The 17,070-nt window shown below is 38.8% G+C and carries 13 protein-coding genes; 1 reads left to right on the forward strand and 12 read right to left on the reverse strand.

Translation table 11 applies throughout. The features are described from left to right. The first annotated feature begins 60 nt into the window (after window positions 1-60). Window positions 61-1,656 (forward strand): phosphoenolpyruvate carboxykinase, encoded by a 1,596-nt coding sequence (locus ACSSV9_RS13115; RefSeq protein ID WP_437347712.1) that lies wholly within the window; start codon window positions 61-63, stop codon window positions 1,654-1,656. Window positions 1,657-1,694: 38 nt separating this feature from the next. Here the strand turns inward: ACSSV9_RS13115 and ACSSV9_RS13120 are convergent, their stop codons facing one another. The 12 genes from ACSSV9_RS13120 to ACSSV9_RS13175 form a co-directional block, all read right to left on the reverse strand. Beyond that, window positions 1,695-2,831, reverse strand: coding sequence for a 4-phosphoerythronate dehydrogenase (locus tag ACSSV9_RS13120; RefSeq protein WP_437347713.1), 1,137 nt, complete (start codon window positions 2,829-2,831; stop codon window positions 1,695-1,697). A gap of 113 nt (window positions 2,832-2,944) precedes the next feature. Next, a complete protein-coding gene (locus ACSSV9_RS13125) occupies window positions 2,945-3,940 on the reverse strand; it encodes a cytochrome c3 family protein (protein WP_437347714.1) in 996 nt (331 codons plus the stop codon). A 15-nt stretch (window positions 3,941-3,955) separates the two neighbouring features. Continuing rightward, a complete protein-coding gene (locus ACSSV9_RS13130; protein WP_437347715.1) occupies window positions 3,956-5,161 on the reverse strand; it encodes a cytochrome c3 family protein in 1,206 nt (401 codons plus the stop codon). A gap of 6 nt (window positions 5,162-5,167) precedes the next feature. After that, window positions 5,168-6,436 (reverse strand): hypothetical protein, encoded by a 1,269-nt coding sequence (locus ACSSV9_RS13135; protein WP_437347716.1) that lies wholly within the window; start codon window positions 6,434-6,436, stop codon window positions 5,168-5,170. A 9-nt stretch (window positions 6,437-6,445) separates the two neighbouring features. Further along, entirely contained in the window at window positions 6,446-6,991 is a 546-nt protein-coding gene (locus tag ACSSV9_RS13140) for a multiheme c-type cytochrome (RefSeq protein WP_437347717.1), read from the reverse strand. 87 nt (window positions 6,992-7,078) lie between these two features. Next, window positions 7,079-9,481, reverse strand: a complete 2,403-nt coding sequence (locus ACSSV9_RS13145) for a multiheme c-type cytochrome (protein WP_437347718.1) — start codon at window positions 9,479-9,481, stop codon at window positions 7,079-7,081. 241 nt (window positions 9,482-9,722) lie between these two features. After that, window positions 9,723-10,865: a response regulator gene (locus ACSSV9_RS13150; protein WP_437347719.1), complete on the reverse strand. Its 1,143-nt coding sequence runs from the start codon at window positions 10,863-10,865 to the stop codon at window positions 9,723-9,725. Window positions 10,866-10,889: 24 nt separating this feature from the next. Next, window positions 10,890-11,708, reverse strand: coding sequence for a response regulator (locus ACSSV9_RS13155; RefSeq protein ID WP_437347720.1), 819 nt, complete (start codon window positions 11,706-11,708; stop codon window positions 10,890-10,892). Further along, window positions 11,701-13,593 carry an ATP-binding protein gene (locus tag ACSSV9_RS13160; protein WP_437347721.1) on the reverse strand — a complete coding sequence of 631 codons (1,893 nt, stop codon included), beginning with the start codon at window positions 13,591-13,593 and terminating at the stop codon, window positions 11,701-11,703. The genes ACSSV9_RS13155 and ACSSV9_RS13160 overlap by 8 nt, the downstream gene beginning before the upstream one ends. Next, window positions 13,590-14,684 (reverse strand): cytochrome c3 family protein, encoded by a 1,095-nt coding sequence (locus tag ACSSV9_RS13165; RefSeq protein ID WP_437347722.1) that lies wholly within the window; start codon window positions 14,682-14,684, stop codon window positions 13,590-13,592. The genes ACSSV9_RS13160 and ACSSV9_RS13165 overlap by 4 nt, the downstream gene beginning before the upstream one ends. After that, window positions 14,684-15,919, reverse strand: coding sequence for an NrfD/PsrC family molybdoenzyme membrane anchor subunit (gene nrfD, locus ACSSV9_RS13170; protein ID WP_437347723.1), 1,236 nt, complete (start codon window positions 15,917-15,919; stop codon window positions 14,684-14,686). Before nrfD ends, ACSSV9_RS13165 begins: the two co-directional genes overlap by 1 nt. Further along, window positions 15,919-16,821: a 4Fe-4S dicluster domain-containing protein gene (locus ACSSV9_RS13175; protein ID WP_437347724.1), complete on the reverse strand. Its 903-nt coding sequence runs from the start codon at window positions 16,819-16,821 to the stop codon at window positions 15,919-15,921. The genes nrfD and ACSSV9_RS13175 overlap by 1 nt, the downstream gene beginning before the upstream one ends. Between the last annotated feature and the right edge of the window lie 249 nt (window positions 16,822-17,070).

Here is a 17,070-nt window from a genome sequence, read left to right on the forward strand (position 1 = left end):
TGATAAAGTAATTCCAATTTTATACCTTTGTATCGTATTATATAATCAAATGGAGTTTTCATGAAGTCAAAATTAGAAATCTGGCAGCAATTGAACGACATGGGAATAAAGAATATTAATAATCTTTTCTACAATCTTTCAACTCCAGCGCTTTATGAACAGGCGGCAAGACGTCGCGAGGCGATGATTGCTCACATGGGACCTCTTGTCGTAAGAACAGGGCAGCATACCGGCAGAAGCCCGAACGATAAATTTTTGGTCAAAGAACCTTCGAGTCAGGAACAGATTTGGTGGGGTAAAGTCAATAAACCGATTGAAGAAAAATATTTCGATAGAATATTTGCACATATGTGTTCTTATGTGCAGAACAAGGATTTGTATGTACAGGATTGTTATGCAGGTGCAGACCCTGAATATCGACTGCCAATAAGAGTTATTACTGAAACAGCATGGCATAGTCTATTCGCAAGAAATTTATTTATCAAAGCGCATGGCGACGACCTTATAAATCATAAACCGGAATTTACCGTGATAAATCTGCCATATTTTCAAGCCGACCCGGAAACCGACGGCACGAATTCCGGCGTATTTATTATTATTAACTTCGGTAAAAAACTTGTATTAATTGGGGGAACAAGTTACGCCGGAGAAATTAAAAAATCGATTTTTACAGTAATGAACTATCTTATGCCTCTCAAAGGTGTTATGTCGATGCACTGTTCGGCTAATGTGGGAAAGGATGGCGATGTCGCAGTAATGTTTGGATTATCGGGAACTGGCAAAACAACTTTATCTGCCGACCCGGAGAGAAAATTAATTGGTGACGACGAACACGGCTGGAGCGACAGAGGAATATTTAATTATGAAGGCGGTTGCTATGCAAAGGTAATCAGATTATCGGCTGAGTCTGAACCTTATATCTATGAAACAACACGCAAGTTTGGGACAATTCTGGAAAACGTTGCCATGGATGTGAATACAAGAATGCTTAACCTTGACGACGATTCTCTTACTGAAAATACCCGCGCAGCTTATCCGATTAATTATATCCCCAATATTGTTCCCGATGGCAGAGGAGGGCATCCGAAAAATATTGTTATGTTGACGGCAGATGCATTCGGAGTACTGCCGCCAATTGCAAAGCTTACACCTGAACAGGCAATGTATCATTTCTTATCGGGCTATACGGCAAAAGTAGCTGGAACGGAAAAGGGGATAACAGAGCCCAAGGCAACATTCAGCGTCTGTTTTGGCGCTCCTTTTATGGTCCTTAAACCTTCAGTATATGCAAAATTGCTGGGGGACAAAATTCAAAAATATAACGTGAACTGCTGGCTTGTAAATACTGGTTGGACAGGTGGTCCTTATGGCATTGGCAGCAGGATGAAGATTGAATATACACGCAGAATGCTCAATGCTGCTCTTGCTGGCGAACTCAATGAAGTCGAAACCTACAAAGACAATTATTTCGGACTCGAAGTGCCAACAAAAATTAATGGCATTCCGGATAGTATCCTCTATCCTCAAAATACCTGGTCGGATAAATCCAAATATGACGAAACAGCTCGTAAGTTAGCAAACATGTTCAAAGAAAATTTTAAGAACTTCGAAAATAATGTTTCTGAAGAAGTAAAAAATGCCGGCCCTCTGGTTTGATAATTTATGCTGTTCCGTATGGCTATCGGAACAGCATTTTATACAATTTCAAAACGTAAGGTTTTTAGAAAAGAAATCTGTTCTGTCCTTAATGAAGAACTATCAATTTTATAATTGAAAAACTCACGCCGTATTTTATAATTTTTTCTTAAGTCGTCAAAGTAACGTGGAAATTGTTCGTCAGATAATTTTATACCTTCCTTAAGTTTAATACTATCTTCATTGATATCGTAAATATTATTTAAAATGTACTTCATTAGTTCAACATTGTTTTCTGTTTGTGGTGGTTTAATTAAGTTATTCTGCAGGGATAAATAATCGGGCTTCCAGGTTTTCTCGACTCCGATGTATTCACAAAATTTATTGTATACAAAGAGAGTGCTGTTGAGTTTGCCTTCGTAAGAATATCCAGCAATGTGTGGTGTTGCAATATCGGCGATATTGAGTAGCTCTCTGTCGATAGATGGTTCGTTTTCCCACACATCGAGGACAGCGTAAAATCTTTTATTGTGCTTTAAAACATTTTTTAATGCTATGTTGTCAACAACGGGTCCACGCGAGGAATTAATCAACAAAGAACCGTCTTTAATATTTTTAATATTGTTTTCATTCAAGAGGTGAATTGTATTATCAAGTCCACCTTTATTCAGAGGCACATGGAATGTAATAATATCGCAATCGAGCGCTTCCTGAAGACTCTTAAATTTTTCATCCCCACTTTTCCTTTTGAGCGGAGGATCATTAATTATTGTATCTATACCAAGCGACCTGGCAAATGCATCTACTTTTGTACCGATATTGCCGTAACCGATAATGCCAAGTGTACTGTTGTGGAAACTTACATTATTGCGGAAAAAAATTTCAGTAATAGCGCTAATTACATATTCTGCGACCGAATAGGCGTTACACCCGGCTGCGTCGGCAAACTGGATTCCATTTTTGCGAAGGTAATCTTGGTCGATGTGGTCTGTTCCAATTGTGGCAGTGGCTACAAATTTAACTTTAGTCCCTTCGAGAAGATTTTTATCTACTTTAGTAATCGATCTTACTAACAAAACATCCGCATCGATAAGGTCTTTGTTTGTAATTGATCTACCGTGAAATAATCTAACATCGCCAAATTGTCCGAATGCACTTTTAACCTGTGGTATGTTTTCGTCTGCTACTATCAGCATTTTAATGACCTCAAAAATTTTTTAGTGACAAAAATAATCAAATTATGATTCAATCAGGATAATAAAAAAGCCGGCTTTTTGAGGGCCGGCCTAACTTTTAAAGGTGAGAAAATTTAGAATAAATCAATTCTGCCATTGATATGCTTTGATTTATCGATAATGTTGCCGTATTTGTCGACAATTCCTTCATGACATATACCACAGGCTCGGATTTCGTAGCTTTCGTGACCGGTAGGCGGCAAACCGTGGCAGGTTCCACATGCCGACTGACTTCCGTCCACTTGATTCCATTTCGGTGAAAAATTATTTCCTGTTATTTTATCTGCTGTATAGATGAATTGATATTCCGAATTTTCTTTTTTGAATTCGAAATTGCCATGACAATAAGTGTTTCTGCAAGTGTTGTTTACAAAATCATACGACGGATTTGAAGGTCCTGAAGAAGAGAATGCACCGAATAAAACTTCTGCATGTTGTGTGTTGTCAATATGTCCGGGTGCTTCAAAGTAGGAAGGAATAATGTGGCATTCCGTGCATGCTACTTGATTGGACAGAATGGATGCATTCAAATGAGCTTGATGTGCCCCGACTGCCGGGTCTGTAGTTTTTTTTGCATTATTGGTAGCCTGTGGTGGAGCAATGTTATCGCCTTTGTAGAAATCGCCATGACAGGTTGTGCAAGCTTCAGGACCACCTGCTTTATTATGACAGTTTGTACATTGAGGGCTGGAATATCCTCCAGTATAATTCTCCCCATGGCATTGAGCGCATTGAGATAAATTCCAATTTGTAGCGGCTATAAATCTTCCGTGAAAATTATCTGAATTGGGGAGTAAAATTCCGTCGACGTGGACATTAATTGCAGGGTGACAATTGACACAGCTAACGCCCGAAGTACCACCTGAATAATTCGATGCATGGCACTGTTTACAACTTTCCATACTATTATCTGTCAGCTTTTTGCCGTGAAAATTATCGGAGGATTGTGACAAAAATCCAGTACCATGAACGCTCATTTGAGCTGGTGGAGTAATTTCCTCCTGAACGTCACTGCAAGCAGCCAAAACGAATATTAACGATAAGACCAAATAATATTTAATGTATTTCATAATCTACCCAAAATTTTAATTGTGACAATAACCGCAGAATCCCACACCTTTAATACCGTCGGGACGGGCATTGGCATCCGTATGGCACGAGTAGCATACGGCATTAAAATCGGAATGCCAGGCGCCATCCGAGTCGTTCATAAATCCGCTTACGTGGGTTTTCGGGTTAGTTCCTTTAACGCCATCGTTATCCACATGACAGAGGATACAATTCGGGTCGGCACCCTGAAGGTCGTGGCATGCAGAACACGATTCAATATCTCTTCTGGCAAGAATTGCGTGCTGCCCACCGCCGGTTCCAACTCCGATTGTAACAAAATTAGGCTTTGAATGTGAAGCCGGCATAGTTCCTTCAAGTGCATAATCGCCTCCGCCATTGTTATGACATTCAGCGCAGAAGGTTTCTACCTGATGACATGTCTGACATTCGGTAGCTTTAGTGTTTGCATCGATACCATGCGAGAAACGATAATTCAAATCATGAACCCTTGTTATCTCCTGAGTCTTTGTATTGTCTGTAAATTTATGCGGGGAGTATGGAACGTAAAAATCGGTTTCTGAATTTGTCTCTGTCATCATTGTAGTCGAAACGTGACAGGCCTCGCAAAAACTATTGTCGTGACACATTTCACAATTGCTATCCATGGCGGTGGCTTTAAATTTATGTGCCCTGAAAAACCCTGCCTGTTGATGGTCTTCGGGAAGTAAATTGACAGTTGAAACGTGGCAGACTTCACAGTCGTTTACAGCTACCGATTTGTTGTTATGGCATGTAATGCAACTACTCATCGGTGGATTGACGCTCTTTGATTCAAAGCCATAATCTACACCGTCTAATCCTTTGTGGCATGTAGTGCATTCCATCTTTTGCTCGTTGATATGAAAACTGTGGTTGAATATCAGCGAACTTTTTGTTTGGATTAGAGGTTCGAAAACATCTTCATAATGACACATCTGGCAATTATCCGTATCCTCAACGTCGTGACACGTAGCGCAAACACCTTTCTCGGGTAAAAGTCGGTCGGTTATTTTTGTGCTATTTGCCACATTGGTATGACACGACGCACAGTCTGTTACTTCACTATGAAGCTCGTGAGAAAATTTTATTATGTCTTTGTTCGTTTTACGTGGCTCGTTGCCTTTATTCGCATCAATGGCTGCTACTGTAATAAATACGAAGATTAAAAGGCCGAGCGGCAGATAAATAAATTTAATTTTCATAATAGTCTACAAGTTTGTATTAAACAAGTAATTAACTTTGAATAAAACTCTGAAATCGTTCTTATAAATTTTATTGTTAAAATACTGAGTCTGGAAATCGAAAGATAAAATTCTCCATGGTCTGAAATTAATCCCAGCCAGGAGAGAAGTAATTGAGTTGGTTTCGTCGTCGCTCGATAGTTTGTAACTGGTGTACGTAAGTCCAACAGAAGGTGTAATTAATCCTTCGACGAACGACCTGGCTAAGAAGATCGAGGCAGCGTCGAGCTCGCCAGCGTCGCCAAAAGTCTTACGGTAAGAAACCGAGCCATACTGAGTAGTAAGTCCGAGATTCAATCTCGAAGAATTTTCGGAATCGAATTTTACATTTCCATATTTTACAAAGAGGCGATAGAAAGCAGATAATTTATAGTCGAAACCTCCTTCGATTTCCTGCGAATTTCCGTAATCAAATACAGAGAATATCGAGTTGTAACGTATCCTCGGTTCCCGGTAATTATAATAGAAATTAAAGCCAAATTTGTCGGTTGCGTTTACTCTTCCGTCGAGTTCGAATTTTGAAGTCACTTCGTAATTCAAATCATATTCGTAACGAGTACTTACGTCGACAAGATTATCGTACGAATAATAAGCATCTGCGGAAAGTAACTTGTATTGATTCGATTTAGATTGAATGAGTAGAGTAATTGGGTCAAGATTCTCGTCGAGGCGTTCAGCATAGTAATCCATCGATTTGAAATTTTTGTCGATATACGAAATGCCAAGACGAAAATTATTTAGTGCAACTGTTTCAAAACGACCGCCCAAAATATAATTGTTGCTAAAGTCGTCGGTTAATTCAAGTTTTTGATAAGCTGGCAGGTTACCGCCGTAGAAGCCTGTCAGCGAAAATCCGGCATACTTTAATTTAAGATTAATACCATCGAAAAGGCCACCAGCCACAGGTGTAAAGAGTGGCTGCCGTCCAAGTTTAACAGTAGCAATACCGAAGAGGTCGCGAGCTTCGAGATAAAGATTGTAAAATCGAAAGCGTGGATCGGCATCGAGTGTATTGCTCAGATTACTTTCGAAATTAAAGCGTGTGCGCAGCGAGAACTTTGAGTAATTCGCGTTCAAATTTAATGCCTGGTACGTTCTGAAATATGTATCAGATGAACTGGCGGTATTAAATCTTTCAAAAGAATAAATTGAAGATGTTATTCTGCCGTTTATATTTTGAGCTTCTAATATAAACGGCATGAATAGAAAAAATAATAATAATAATAACCTTTTCATGTTCAGCCTTTATTTTTTAGGAACAGGGTGAGCAATTTTAGGCCACATCTGGGCAAAATTGAATTCTTTGTAAGTCGGACTTTCTTCGTTGTGGCAAGTTTTGCAATTTTTTTCAATTTCGGCTTCGTCTTTCCATATTATCAATCCGTTTTTAACAGCTTCTTCCCTGTTTTTCATAACTTTCATTGATTTATAGTCTTCTCCTGGACCGTGGCATGTTTCGCATTGGACACCATCTGCAACAGAGAATTTCTTCCCGAGTAATTTTGGGTCGACGTCATAACCGCTTGCGTGACATTTTAGACATTTTGGATTTTCGACAGCTTTTACTTCGCCTGAAAGTTTGTTTGCTTCTTCTGTCATAAGAGTTTTGTATGCATTGGCGTGTTTGCTATTCTGCCATATTTTTAATTGTTCGCCTTGCTTTTCAGTCTTGTGGCACATACCGCATGATTCTACTCCAGTATATGCGTGTCCCTGCGCCATCGATGTACCGCTTATTAAAAAGAAACATAGTGCCACTAAGATGGTAATATGGATACCATTTCTAAACATATATCCTCCATACTTTATTGATAGTTGATTATTAATTTATAATGAATATAGCTCAATCAATATCAAGAGGCAAGTGTCTTTTTATCTCTATTTCTCTCCTTTATTTACTTCTGTATTTAATTTATTGTCGAGCCATAGTCTCAGTTCGGGGTCGTTTTCGAGTTCTTTGTCGAAAATAGTATCCGGGTCAAGATTATTTTCTCTCAATGTTTTGGTAAATAGAAGAGTAGAGTTGCTTAGTTTTTTCTCTTCTCGTTTGCCGGCTTTAAATTCTTTCCATTCCAGAAGAACTTTTCTGAAATGTTTTTCGTGATGATGTCTGTAGTTCTTGAGAGTCATTTTGCCGTCGATCCAGGTCAAACTCATCGGGTATTCATGTGGATGGAAAATAACGAAGAACCAGTGCCATACGAGTATTGCAAGAGTAGCAAGGATAGCTTCGTAGAAATGAATCAACTCGCTAACTTTAATCAGCCATACAGGAGCCCAGTCGCCCACAACAGTTGGGAACCAGAGAATAAATCCTGTCGTTCCCATTATTACAGTACCCCAAATTAAAGCCCAGTATTCAGCTTTTTCAGTGTAGTCGTATTTGTCGTATATCGGTTTTTCCTTTTTGATTCTGAGGTAATAAAGTATTGTATCTCGTGCTTCGATTATGTCGGTATGTTTTGGCAATAGATTTTTGAGAACTTCTCTTCCTCGAGGTGTAAAAAGAAGATAGAAGATGTGATATACACCTACGCCAATCATAACAACTGCAGCACCGCGATGAATATATTGACGAACGGTTTCGGTCATTCCAAAGTACATTAATAATTCTGCCCACCAGCTCGTGTGATATTTAAGTGCAAAACCCGTAATTGCCAGCACTATGAACGAAACAAGCAGTAGGAAATGTTGAACTACTTCGCTCCTTGTAAAACGTGGTATGGTAATTTCTTTTTCGATTCTTTTTTTCTTCTTTTTGATTTCAAATAAGAAAATGAGCAGGTTGTGGAGAATCATGCCGCCTATGACAGAGAAGATCAGCCAGAAATAGATGTCAGTTACAATTTGTTCGACTTTGGCAGCAGTTTCATTTATTGTTACATGAGAATAACTTTGTGAAAAGACTGGAGTAGCGTCAGGGTGACATTTTTTACATGTTTCTGTAACGTTCGATACGTTGACAGTGGATGCGGGATGTTCTTTTGGTAAAATTTTGTGTACACCGTGACAATCGACGCACATAGCTGCGTCCTTATCGCCGCGCATAACTGCAAGTCCGTGATAGCTATCCTGGTACGATTTAGCCTTATTGCCGTTTATACCAAAACGTTCAGTAATACGCGGATTTTCATGGCAAACCATGCAGGTTTTTTGCTGTATTTTACGGGCTTCGAGCCTTTTGTTGGAACCGGAAATTGGATTAATATCGTGTTCGTTATGACAGTCGTTGCAAACGGGAGATTCACGATAGCCTTTTTTGGCACGTATCCAATGAATTGATTCTAAATATTCCTTGGTTTCTTTCTCGTGACATTGTCCGCATGTTTCAGGCAAATTAAATGCTGAGATTTTAGAACCTTGCTGAACTTTATTTTTTATATCGTGAACACCGTGACAGGTAGTACATGTGGCTCCTTTGTTGCCACTCTTTACCATCATGCCGTGAACTGAATTGCTGTATTTTATGCCAGGATTTACCAGCCCGATCTCATATTTTTTAGCAATCTCGGGATTATCGTGGCATTTGCTGCAGGTTTTGCTAATGTTAACAGAATTAACTGGACTTGAAGGATGGTCGACTTTTTTGATATCATGTGAACCATGGCAGTCCCAGCATTTAGCTGCGTCATCAATACCTTCGCTTAGAGCAATTCCATGGATGCTTTCTTTGTGCTGAGCGGCAATGTCGACGTGACAGGAATAGCAATTTGCAATTTCAGTAATTTTTAAATTCTTAGGATGCTTCGAAATATTTTGAGCAATAAAGCTGTGGCAATCAGCGCATTCGAGTTTGTTATGAACAGACGTAGGAAGTGTTAGTTTAACGTCTTCCTTTTTGTGGCAGCTGAGGCAATTGTTTTTGCTGACCTTTTCAACATGGTAATTTGTAAGCAATGGTTTTGCTTCATGGCATTTTGAACAATAATCTTTGGAATTGGCAGCGAGGGAAGTCGACGGCTTTTTGATTTCGTGCGAGCCGTGACATGAAACGCATCCAGGTGCGTTTTTAATTTTCAATCTATGATGAATATCTGTTTGAACCGAGGCAACCTTGTCGTCGTGACAAACTGAACAGTCAACTTTTTTAGCGCCTTTCTCCGCATGTTCTTCATCAACCACATCCTGATGACAGTCCTGGCATTCAATTGCTTCGTAGTGAACGGATTTTTCGATACTTATTTCGTGACAGTCAAGACAGTTAAAATCCTGAGCATTTATTTCATAGTTAAACAATATAAGTAAGGAACAGGCAGATAAAAGAACAATTCTACGAATCATTTAATCTCCAGATAATTTATGCGAAAGACATAATTAGCAAATATCGTGCTGAAAAATGAACGGTTGAAAATCCATAATTTTATTCGGCAATAAATTTATTTATTAAGAATGAGAATTCTCTTTCGTATTAATAAGATAATGGACTTAAATATCCTGTCTAAAGATATCTACTGGTAAAGACTAAAGCAATAAAAATGTTGATTAAAAAATCCCGCAGATTATTTCCTGCGGGATTGAAGAATTATTTTTCGAAAAACGTGCCTACAACCAGATACCAGTCTTTATCTTCCAGATTTTCAATTCCGCTAAAAGAATTCTCTTTCCCGTTAGCGCTTTTGACTTTATCCTTGAAAGTTTCGAGATATCTATCGATTTCCTCCTGATAAAAAGCCACCGCGCTTTTCCCGATTTTTAGTTCGGCAAGTTCGGATTCGAGATTATCTGCATCGAGTGTACAAATCCAGTATTTGCCGTAGGGAGTAATATCGAGCAGTTCGATATTTTCTCGCAATTCGTTATTAATTGCTTTTACCATACCGCTTAAAGGCGAAACAAATTTGATAACGCGGTTTTTCTGAATCAGGCTGAATAATGTTTGCCCTTTCTTGATATTCATACCAAGATTCGGAAATTCAATATTATCAATTCTTCCTACAATTTTTTTTGCAAAATCATCAATTCCAATCCGAGCTTCACCGTTTTCGGTAATGGCAGCCCAACAGTGATTATCGGAAATAAACACTCCGCCGGGTATCGAAAATTCTCCCTGTCCAATTTTTTCGGTTTCCGGTAGGTGAGAAATATGAACTCGAGGTTTGAGCTGTTTCTTTATCCGCTCCTGCCTTTTGATAAGACATTTTTTTGTGAAATCAAGGAGCTCATCTTCGGTAAATGGTTTTTGAACGTAATCCATTGCTCCGTATTTCATACACTCGACAGCCGATTCAACAGTTGCATAACCGGTTATGATAATTACATCGATATCCGGTCGTAAGTGTTTAATTGTTTTTGTTACCTCGACTCCGTCCATTTCCGGCATTTTAAGATCGGTAAAAACAAAATCGTAATGATGACTCTGTACAAGAGTAGTTGCTTCGTGACCTGAATTTACTGTATCGACGGAGTAGCCGTCAAGTACCAGTATTTTCCGAAAACTGTCGAGCACTACGTCTTCATCATCGACACAAAGAATACGAGCTTTCGGGTTTGGAACTTCTGCTCTTTTTAACGTTTTGACTTCTTTGCCGTAGTCGACCTTTATGACTTCAGCAAGCACCGCTTCTCTTTCTTTGCGGAGTTTTGCATCTTCATATTTTTTGATAAATAATCTGACTATTACATCCACAATTATCAAAATGATTAAAAGTAAAACGAATAACGACATATCTATTTCTCCTGTTGTTAAAAATTATCTGTCGGAACTACACGGAATTAAGTTTTCGTTTTCCTCCTTCAAATTCAGCGGAATCACTTTATAAAACCATCCTTCGAAATATGGGTCTTTTTCGATCAATTCAGGATTTTCAATGAGCTTTTCGTTGCAGTCAATTATTCGACAGCTTAGCGGCATGATAAAAGAATGGGTTAAACCGTCATTGTCTGTAATATAAGCTGAGACAGCCGCCTGGGAAATTTTATCGTTTATTTGAAACAGCTCAATTTTTCTAACCCCTCCTGTTAGTTTTACAAACAAGTCCGTCACACCTGTAACAAAACTTCCATAGCTAAATTCTTCGCTGATAATATTAACCGGCAAATCGGGTCTTATCCACGAGCCATACCCGAAACGGTAGTACGTAGAAGGGCACTGCACATAAAGTAAATCGTTTTTGTAATTAGTTCTTCTGTATTTAAGATTGCAATAGGCTATGCCTCTTTTTATAGCGGCCGAAAGTTCATCAATAGTAAAGGGCTTGGGAAGAAAGTCAAAAGCTCCAAGCTTAATCGATTTGACTGCCATCTCGGGCGTAGTATAACCCGTAATCATTATAACAGGCGCTTCGTACCTGATTGCATTGAGCGACATTAGGACTTCAAAGCCGTCTTTGTCGGGCAGCATAATGTCGCAAATAATCAGTCTGTACCGATTACTTTTTATTTTTTGAATTGCTGTATCATAAGTCTCGGCGGAATCAGCCGTTAGATTATTAAGTTTGGATATTTTAAATATCGAGTCAATAATGACGGTCTCATCGTCAACTATCAATATGTCGAAATCACTATTCATAATTTTCGGCCGGAAGTTTAATTGAAAAAGTTGTCCCTTTGCCGGTATCGCTTTTAACCGAAATAGCGCCGTCGTGATTGTCGATAATTCCCCAGACTACGGATAATCCGAGACCGGTTCCCTTTTGTCCCTTAGTTGTAAAAAAGGGTTCAAATATACGATTTAAATGTTCAGGTGGAATACCGCATCCATTGTCAGAAATTTCGATCTCGACGAATTTTCTATTGCCGGCATTGTCGATTCTTTCCCACCTCTGCCAGTCATCGTTGAACGAAGCGCACATTTCTACATAGCCTTTACCGGGTACTTCGAATTTGAATACGGGTCCGCCACAAACCGGACAGCTTAAATTCCGATCTATTAATGAGACGTCGCAAATTGGACAATGAATACTTATGCGAGAATTTTTTTCGATTGGAATTCCGAAGTAATGCTGCGACCTGCCGTAAATTGGGTCGATGAATACATTGCCTTCGTTATCGCCCGATTTCATTTTTACTCGAATGGACGACATTCCGGCTATTTTATTTTCGTTGTCGATCAAATTGTGATTCTTTGGACAAAGTGCCCCTTTGATGTGCATGTAGCCTTTAGGTGGAAGTGTCATTTGTTTTGTTTTTATTATTATTTCACCGCCTTTACTACCGATGGCGTCGATTGCGTTCAAAATAAGATTTAACAAAACCTGCTGTATTTGATTCTGGTCGGCGGCTATTTGTGGTAAATTATTTTCGAGTATTTTTGTCAGTTTAATATTGTTGAGAGCAAGTTGATTATGAACTACCGATTCTGTCCTTTCGATTATCTCATTGATATTAATAAGATTTTTTCTGGGCGAGGACTGCCTTGAAAAATCGAGTAGGCTTTTTACAATGTCCCTGCATCGCATCGTTTCCCTTACAATTACCTGCAGATCTTCCTGCAATTCGGGATTATCTTTAGCTCTTTTCATCAAGTAACTGCTGTAAGTAAGCACTCCGGTTAAAGGATTGTTAATTTCGTGTGCTACGCCTGCTGCAAGCTTGCCCAGAGAAGCCATTTTATCCGATTGGAATAATTGCTGTTGCGTTTCGTAAAGTTTTTTTGTCATGTTATTGAAAGATTTAGCAAGATATCCCAATTCGTCGTTACTTATCTCTTTAATTTCATAAGTTAAATTTCCGGCGGCAATCTGATTGGTCGCTTTTACCAGCTCTTTAACGGGATGGTCTACCCATCTTTTGACAAAAATGCTTATGATAATCCCAATTGAAAGAATTGAGACGATTGTAAAAATTAATTCCTGGATTTCGTTTCTTTTTATAGTGGCGTCTATTTCCTCGAGTGAGATCGTAATGTCCAGAACGCCGAGAACCGAAGCTTCTTTAGGGTGAGCATGACATTCGGCTTCGTAACACGATTTCTCGTTATAAATTGGATTAATTATCCCCATGATTCGCTGTGAATTATCGCCGAGTTTGAAAATACGCGTTCTTTGTTTCATAGGAAGGCGCTCGAGCGGTTTATTTTCAGCATGACATGCATAACAACTCTCGGCTTTTTTATCGAGCATTTTGCCCAGATCTTCCGGATTACTTGAATAGATGATTCTCCCTTCTTTGTTGTATATTCTGATATTGTGGATTGTTTTATCCTGTCCGATCGTCTTTACAATTTCGTCCACATAATCTCTTTGATTGAGCATCATTCCGTATCGTGTACTGTTTTTAATAGTTTCGCTCAGTTGATTTGCATGACGTTCCACTTCGGCAAGAAGACGATTAGACTGAAAATTTATTTTTATATAAGCGTATACCCCTATTATCGAAACGACAGTTAGACTTACAATCAAAATTAATTTCAATCCAATTTTTCTAAAAAAATGTATTTCATTGAGTCCGTTCATTTTTTAATTACCTTTCCGGGTTTATCGTTGGGATACGATTTATCGTCGTGACAATTTTCACATGTTTTATTCTGGTACGACGTATCCTGATGACAGTTCTCACATTCGAATTCAACGTGAACCTCGTCGAGAATTAATCCTGTTACCTTGTGGTCGAAATTATCAGTTGTCCAGATACCGTGGCAGTTTTTACATTCTTTATTAAGTCCAGTATATTTACCTTTGGTTACGTGACATCTGGAACATTTTAAGTCGGAATGGAATTTTGAAATATCGAAACCGGTGCGTTGTTTATGATTGAACATCGTTTTTTCGACGTTCGAGTGACATAAGTAACATGATTTTTGATTCTCCGTATCGTGACACTTATTACATTTTGAATGCAGTATTGCTGGCGATTGTTTAAGCGCGGATTTATTAATAGCATGGCATTTTACACAACTCTCGTTTTTATGGCAGTCACTACATTCGAATCCGAAGGTTTTATTGTGTTCTTCATGGTAAAACGTAACCAGTTTTCCTTTTGAAAAATTTGTGTTATAAACTTTCTTGACAGGGGCATTGATTTCCGGGTGAATCGATTTTTTCTCGTAAACTTTATATGCCTGATTCTTTTGCGAGCCGACAGGCGCATGACAGCTGATGCATTCGACGTTACCACTCCACTCTCGATGACATGAGATACAAAGTCGATGGTAGGCAGCTTTGAGATCAGGTTTACTGATATCGTTTCTCTTGCGCTGTGGACTATGACATTTTGAGCAACTAATTATATTTCCAGGCGGATTATAATGGTGACAAATTCTGCAGTCACCGGACATAATTGACATATCCGAATGTGCATAATGGTCGAAAATAGACGGCTCGTAAAGATTTGTTTCTTTTATCTTATCAATCTTTATTATTCGTGAAGTTTCCTCGGGCTTCTGATCTATTCGTATTAACTCTTCTCTCGGACAATCTATCAAACATGGATTCTCTTTGGTAGGAATATCACATGAATGACATGTTTTACATTCTAAATTCAATTTAGAATGTTGTGCATACAGAAATAGAGGCGTCAACAATAAAACTACTATTATTTTTTTCATTATTTACCTCTGATAAAAAATTTGGTTTTGGATGCTATGGGTTGAGGCACCGATACTATTGGGAATACCATCACAAAAGCACGGAACAGAAGTATTTCGAGTGCCACAAAACCGAGAGTTACAAATATTTCCCCAATTGAAGGGAAGTATGGTGTGAATTTATACGGTGGATTGTAAGCTATTATAAAATTATTTATTCTGTTCAGGAGTACTCCGAATATTACGAGCGCAGAACCAATAAAAAGACCCGTTCGAGTTTTCGTGAGCTTAGGAGAAATAAATATTCTGAGTGGAACTATAATGCCAAAGAAAATTTCTATTAGGAAGAGAATACTTGCGGTGTTAATTTCATTTAGATAAACAAAAGTTTTACGAATTACCATATCGCCGAGTTTAAAAGCCAGATAGATACCAAGCAAAGGAGCAACCATAGTACCGAGGTTTGAAAGGATTTTCATTTCAGGTTTTAGGCCGAAAGACTTGGAGGTAATTAGTGACTCGAAAATCACCATTGGAAAACCAACCGAGATTGCCGAGAGGAGAAAGAGCAATGGCAGAATAGGAGTTTGCCAGAGGGGATGCATCTTTGGGCCGGCAATTACCATTAATGTACCGAGTGACGATTGATGCAAGCACGAAAGAACTACACCAGCAATTATAAATATAAACATAGTTTTATTGAGAGTTTTGTCGAGTATTCTCAACAACGAATCAATCGGTTTATTAAGTGATGAGAGGAAGCCCGGCAGATTAACCCTGCCAATAAATCTTTCAGTTACAATCGGTATAAATTCGATATAGAGAACGGTAAGATATGCCATTACGCACATACCTACTTCGAACAAAACAGAATTTCCGTTCCACATAATGAGTGGATGCCATATATAATACCAGCGACCGAGATCCATAGCAACGCTGAGCGCAACGAAAGTGTAGCCCAGTAGAGCTGTCAGCAGAGCGGGACGAACAATGGCATGATATTCCTCTTTGTGCATTATGTGACCCAGAGCAGCTGTAGTAAATCCACCCGCAGCCAGTGCCACTCCAGCTGCAACATCGATTCCAATCCAGATGCCCCACGGATACTGGTTACTCAAGTTGGTCACAGCTCCAAGTCCGAAGAATAATCTTGCAAGTAAAAAGAGAATTCCTATTGTCGCAAATACAAAAATGACAATTACACCGGGAGTAAAATATTTTGTTTTGAGTGCAGTCGGTTTCATAAAATCTTCCATTATTCTTCCCCCTCCTCAGATTTTTTACGATTTTTATTAATCCACATTACGCCGCCGAGCAAAGCATAGAGTGCAATTGGAGGTAGAAAATAGGCGAATATGCCGTGTTGAATTGCTTCTGTAACACCTGGTGCAGGGCTATTCCCCAGTTTAGGAAATTGTAAATCCTCAAATTTTCTGCTTGCAAGATAGAGCCAGGCAGTGCCTCCAACTTCTGTTTCGCCGTAAATATGATTGATATATCTGTCGGGATAGAGTTCAATTTTTCGCCGTGCAACGTCAATCAAATCTTTTCGCCTGCCATAGGTGAGGGCTTCCATCGGACAAATTTCGACACAAGCGGGCAATTTCCCTTCTTTAGTTCGACTGAAACAAAAGTCGCATTTTTTAATTTCGGGTTGGATTGCTTTATGAAATTCAAAAGATGGAATTTGGAATGGGCAGGCAACCATGCAATAGCGGCATCCAATGCATTTGCTGGAGTCCCAGATTACACTTCCGTTTTCTTCTTTCGAAAAGGCGCCAACAATACATGCCGATACGCAAGCGGGATGATCACAATGCATACATTGGACTTTTACGTCGATTGGGAATTTTGGATAGTCATCGAATTCATATTCATTTACAACAGTCAAAGAAGTATGATCGGGTCGACGCATTTTTTTCATTACTTCTCTGTTATCGTAAGTTTCAAGGGGAGCAGTAGGCATATCATGAGCTGTTTTGCAAGCCCATTCGCATTTTCGGCATCCTACACATACAGTCGTATCAACCAATACACCCATCCGATCATCAGATAAAATGTTTTTAGGAGCGGCATCCGTCTTTTTGGGTAATCCTGCAATTACTGACCCTGCAACAGCTGCTGTTTTGATGAAATTTCTTCTTGTTTGCTTTGACATTTTTCCTCCTTTTGATTAAAAGCCGCATTGAACGACTTTTAAAATTACTAAATGGAGTTTATTATCTTATTCTAAATTAGATTTTAAAAAAAATTAAGTCAATGAAAAAATGATATTAAGGATATTATTGTACCTTTATTCTCTTTGATAATCTAGAAATAACTCGTTTTTTGAACGATTCTGTTAAAATATCTTTTTTAAGGCCTGAATTTTTTTTAGATTCGCATTCAATAATTTACCGGTCAAGGA

This window comes from Melioribacter sulfuriphilus, assembly GCF_051488685.1.
Taxonomy (GTDB): Bacteria; Bacteroidota; Ignavibacteria; order Ignavibacteriales; family Melioribacteraceae; genus Melioribacter.

Coding starts and splice junctions, on each gene's coding strand:
- ACSSV9_RS13115 (WP_437347712.1), top strand. CDS start 61: ATGAAGTCAAAATTAGAAATCTGGCAGCAATTGAACGACATGGGAATA.
- ACSSV9_RS13120 (WP_437347713.1), bottom strand. CDS start 2,831: ATGCTGATAGTAGCAGACGAAAACATACCACAGGTTAAAAGTGCATTC.
- ACSSV9_RS13125 (WP_437347714.1), bottom strand. CDS start 3,940: ATGAAATACATTAAATATTATTTGGTCTTATCGTTAATATTCGTTTTG.
- ACSSV9_RS13130 (WP_437347715.1), bottom strand. CDS start 5,161: ATGAAAATTAAATTTATTTATCTGCCGCTCGGCCTTTTAATCTTCGTA.
- ACSSV9_RS13135 (WP_437347716.1), bottom strand. CDS start 6,436: ATGAAAAGGTTATTATTATTATTATTTTTTCTATTCATGCCGTTTATA.
- ACSSV9_RS13140 (WP_437347717.1), bottom strand. CDS start 6,991: ATGTTTAGAAATGGTATCCATATTACCATCTTAGTGGCACTATGTTTC.
- ACSSV9_RS13145 (WP_437347718.1), bottom strand. CDS start 9,481: ATGATTCGTAGAATTGTTCTTTTATCTGCCTGTTCCTTACTTATATTG.
- ACSSV9_RS13150 (WP_437347719.1), bottom strand. CDS start 10,865: ATGTCGTTATTCGTTTTACTTTTAATCATTTTGATAATTGTGGATGTA.
- ACSSV9_RS13155 (WP_437347720.1), bottom strand. CDS start 11,708: ATGAATAGTGATTTCGACATATTGATAGTTGACGATGAGACCGTCATT.
- ACSSV9_RS13160 (WP_437347721.1), bottom strand. CDS start 13,593: ATGAACGGACTCAATGAAATACATTTTTTTAGAAAAATTGGATTGAAA.
- ACSSV9_RS13165 (WP_437347722.1), bottom strand. CDS start 14,684: ATGAAAAAAATAATAGTAGTTTTATTGTTGACGCCTCTATTTCTGTAT.
- nrfD (WP_437347723.1), bottom strand. CDS start 15,919: ATGGAAGATTTTATGAAACCGACTGCACTCAAAACAAAATATTTTACT.
- ACSSV9_RS13175 (WP_437347724.1), bottom strand. CDS start 16,821: ATGTCAAAGCAAACAAGAAGAAATTTCATCAAAACAGCAGCTGTTGCA.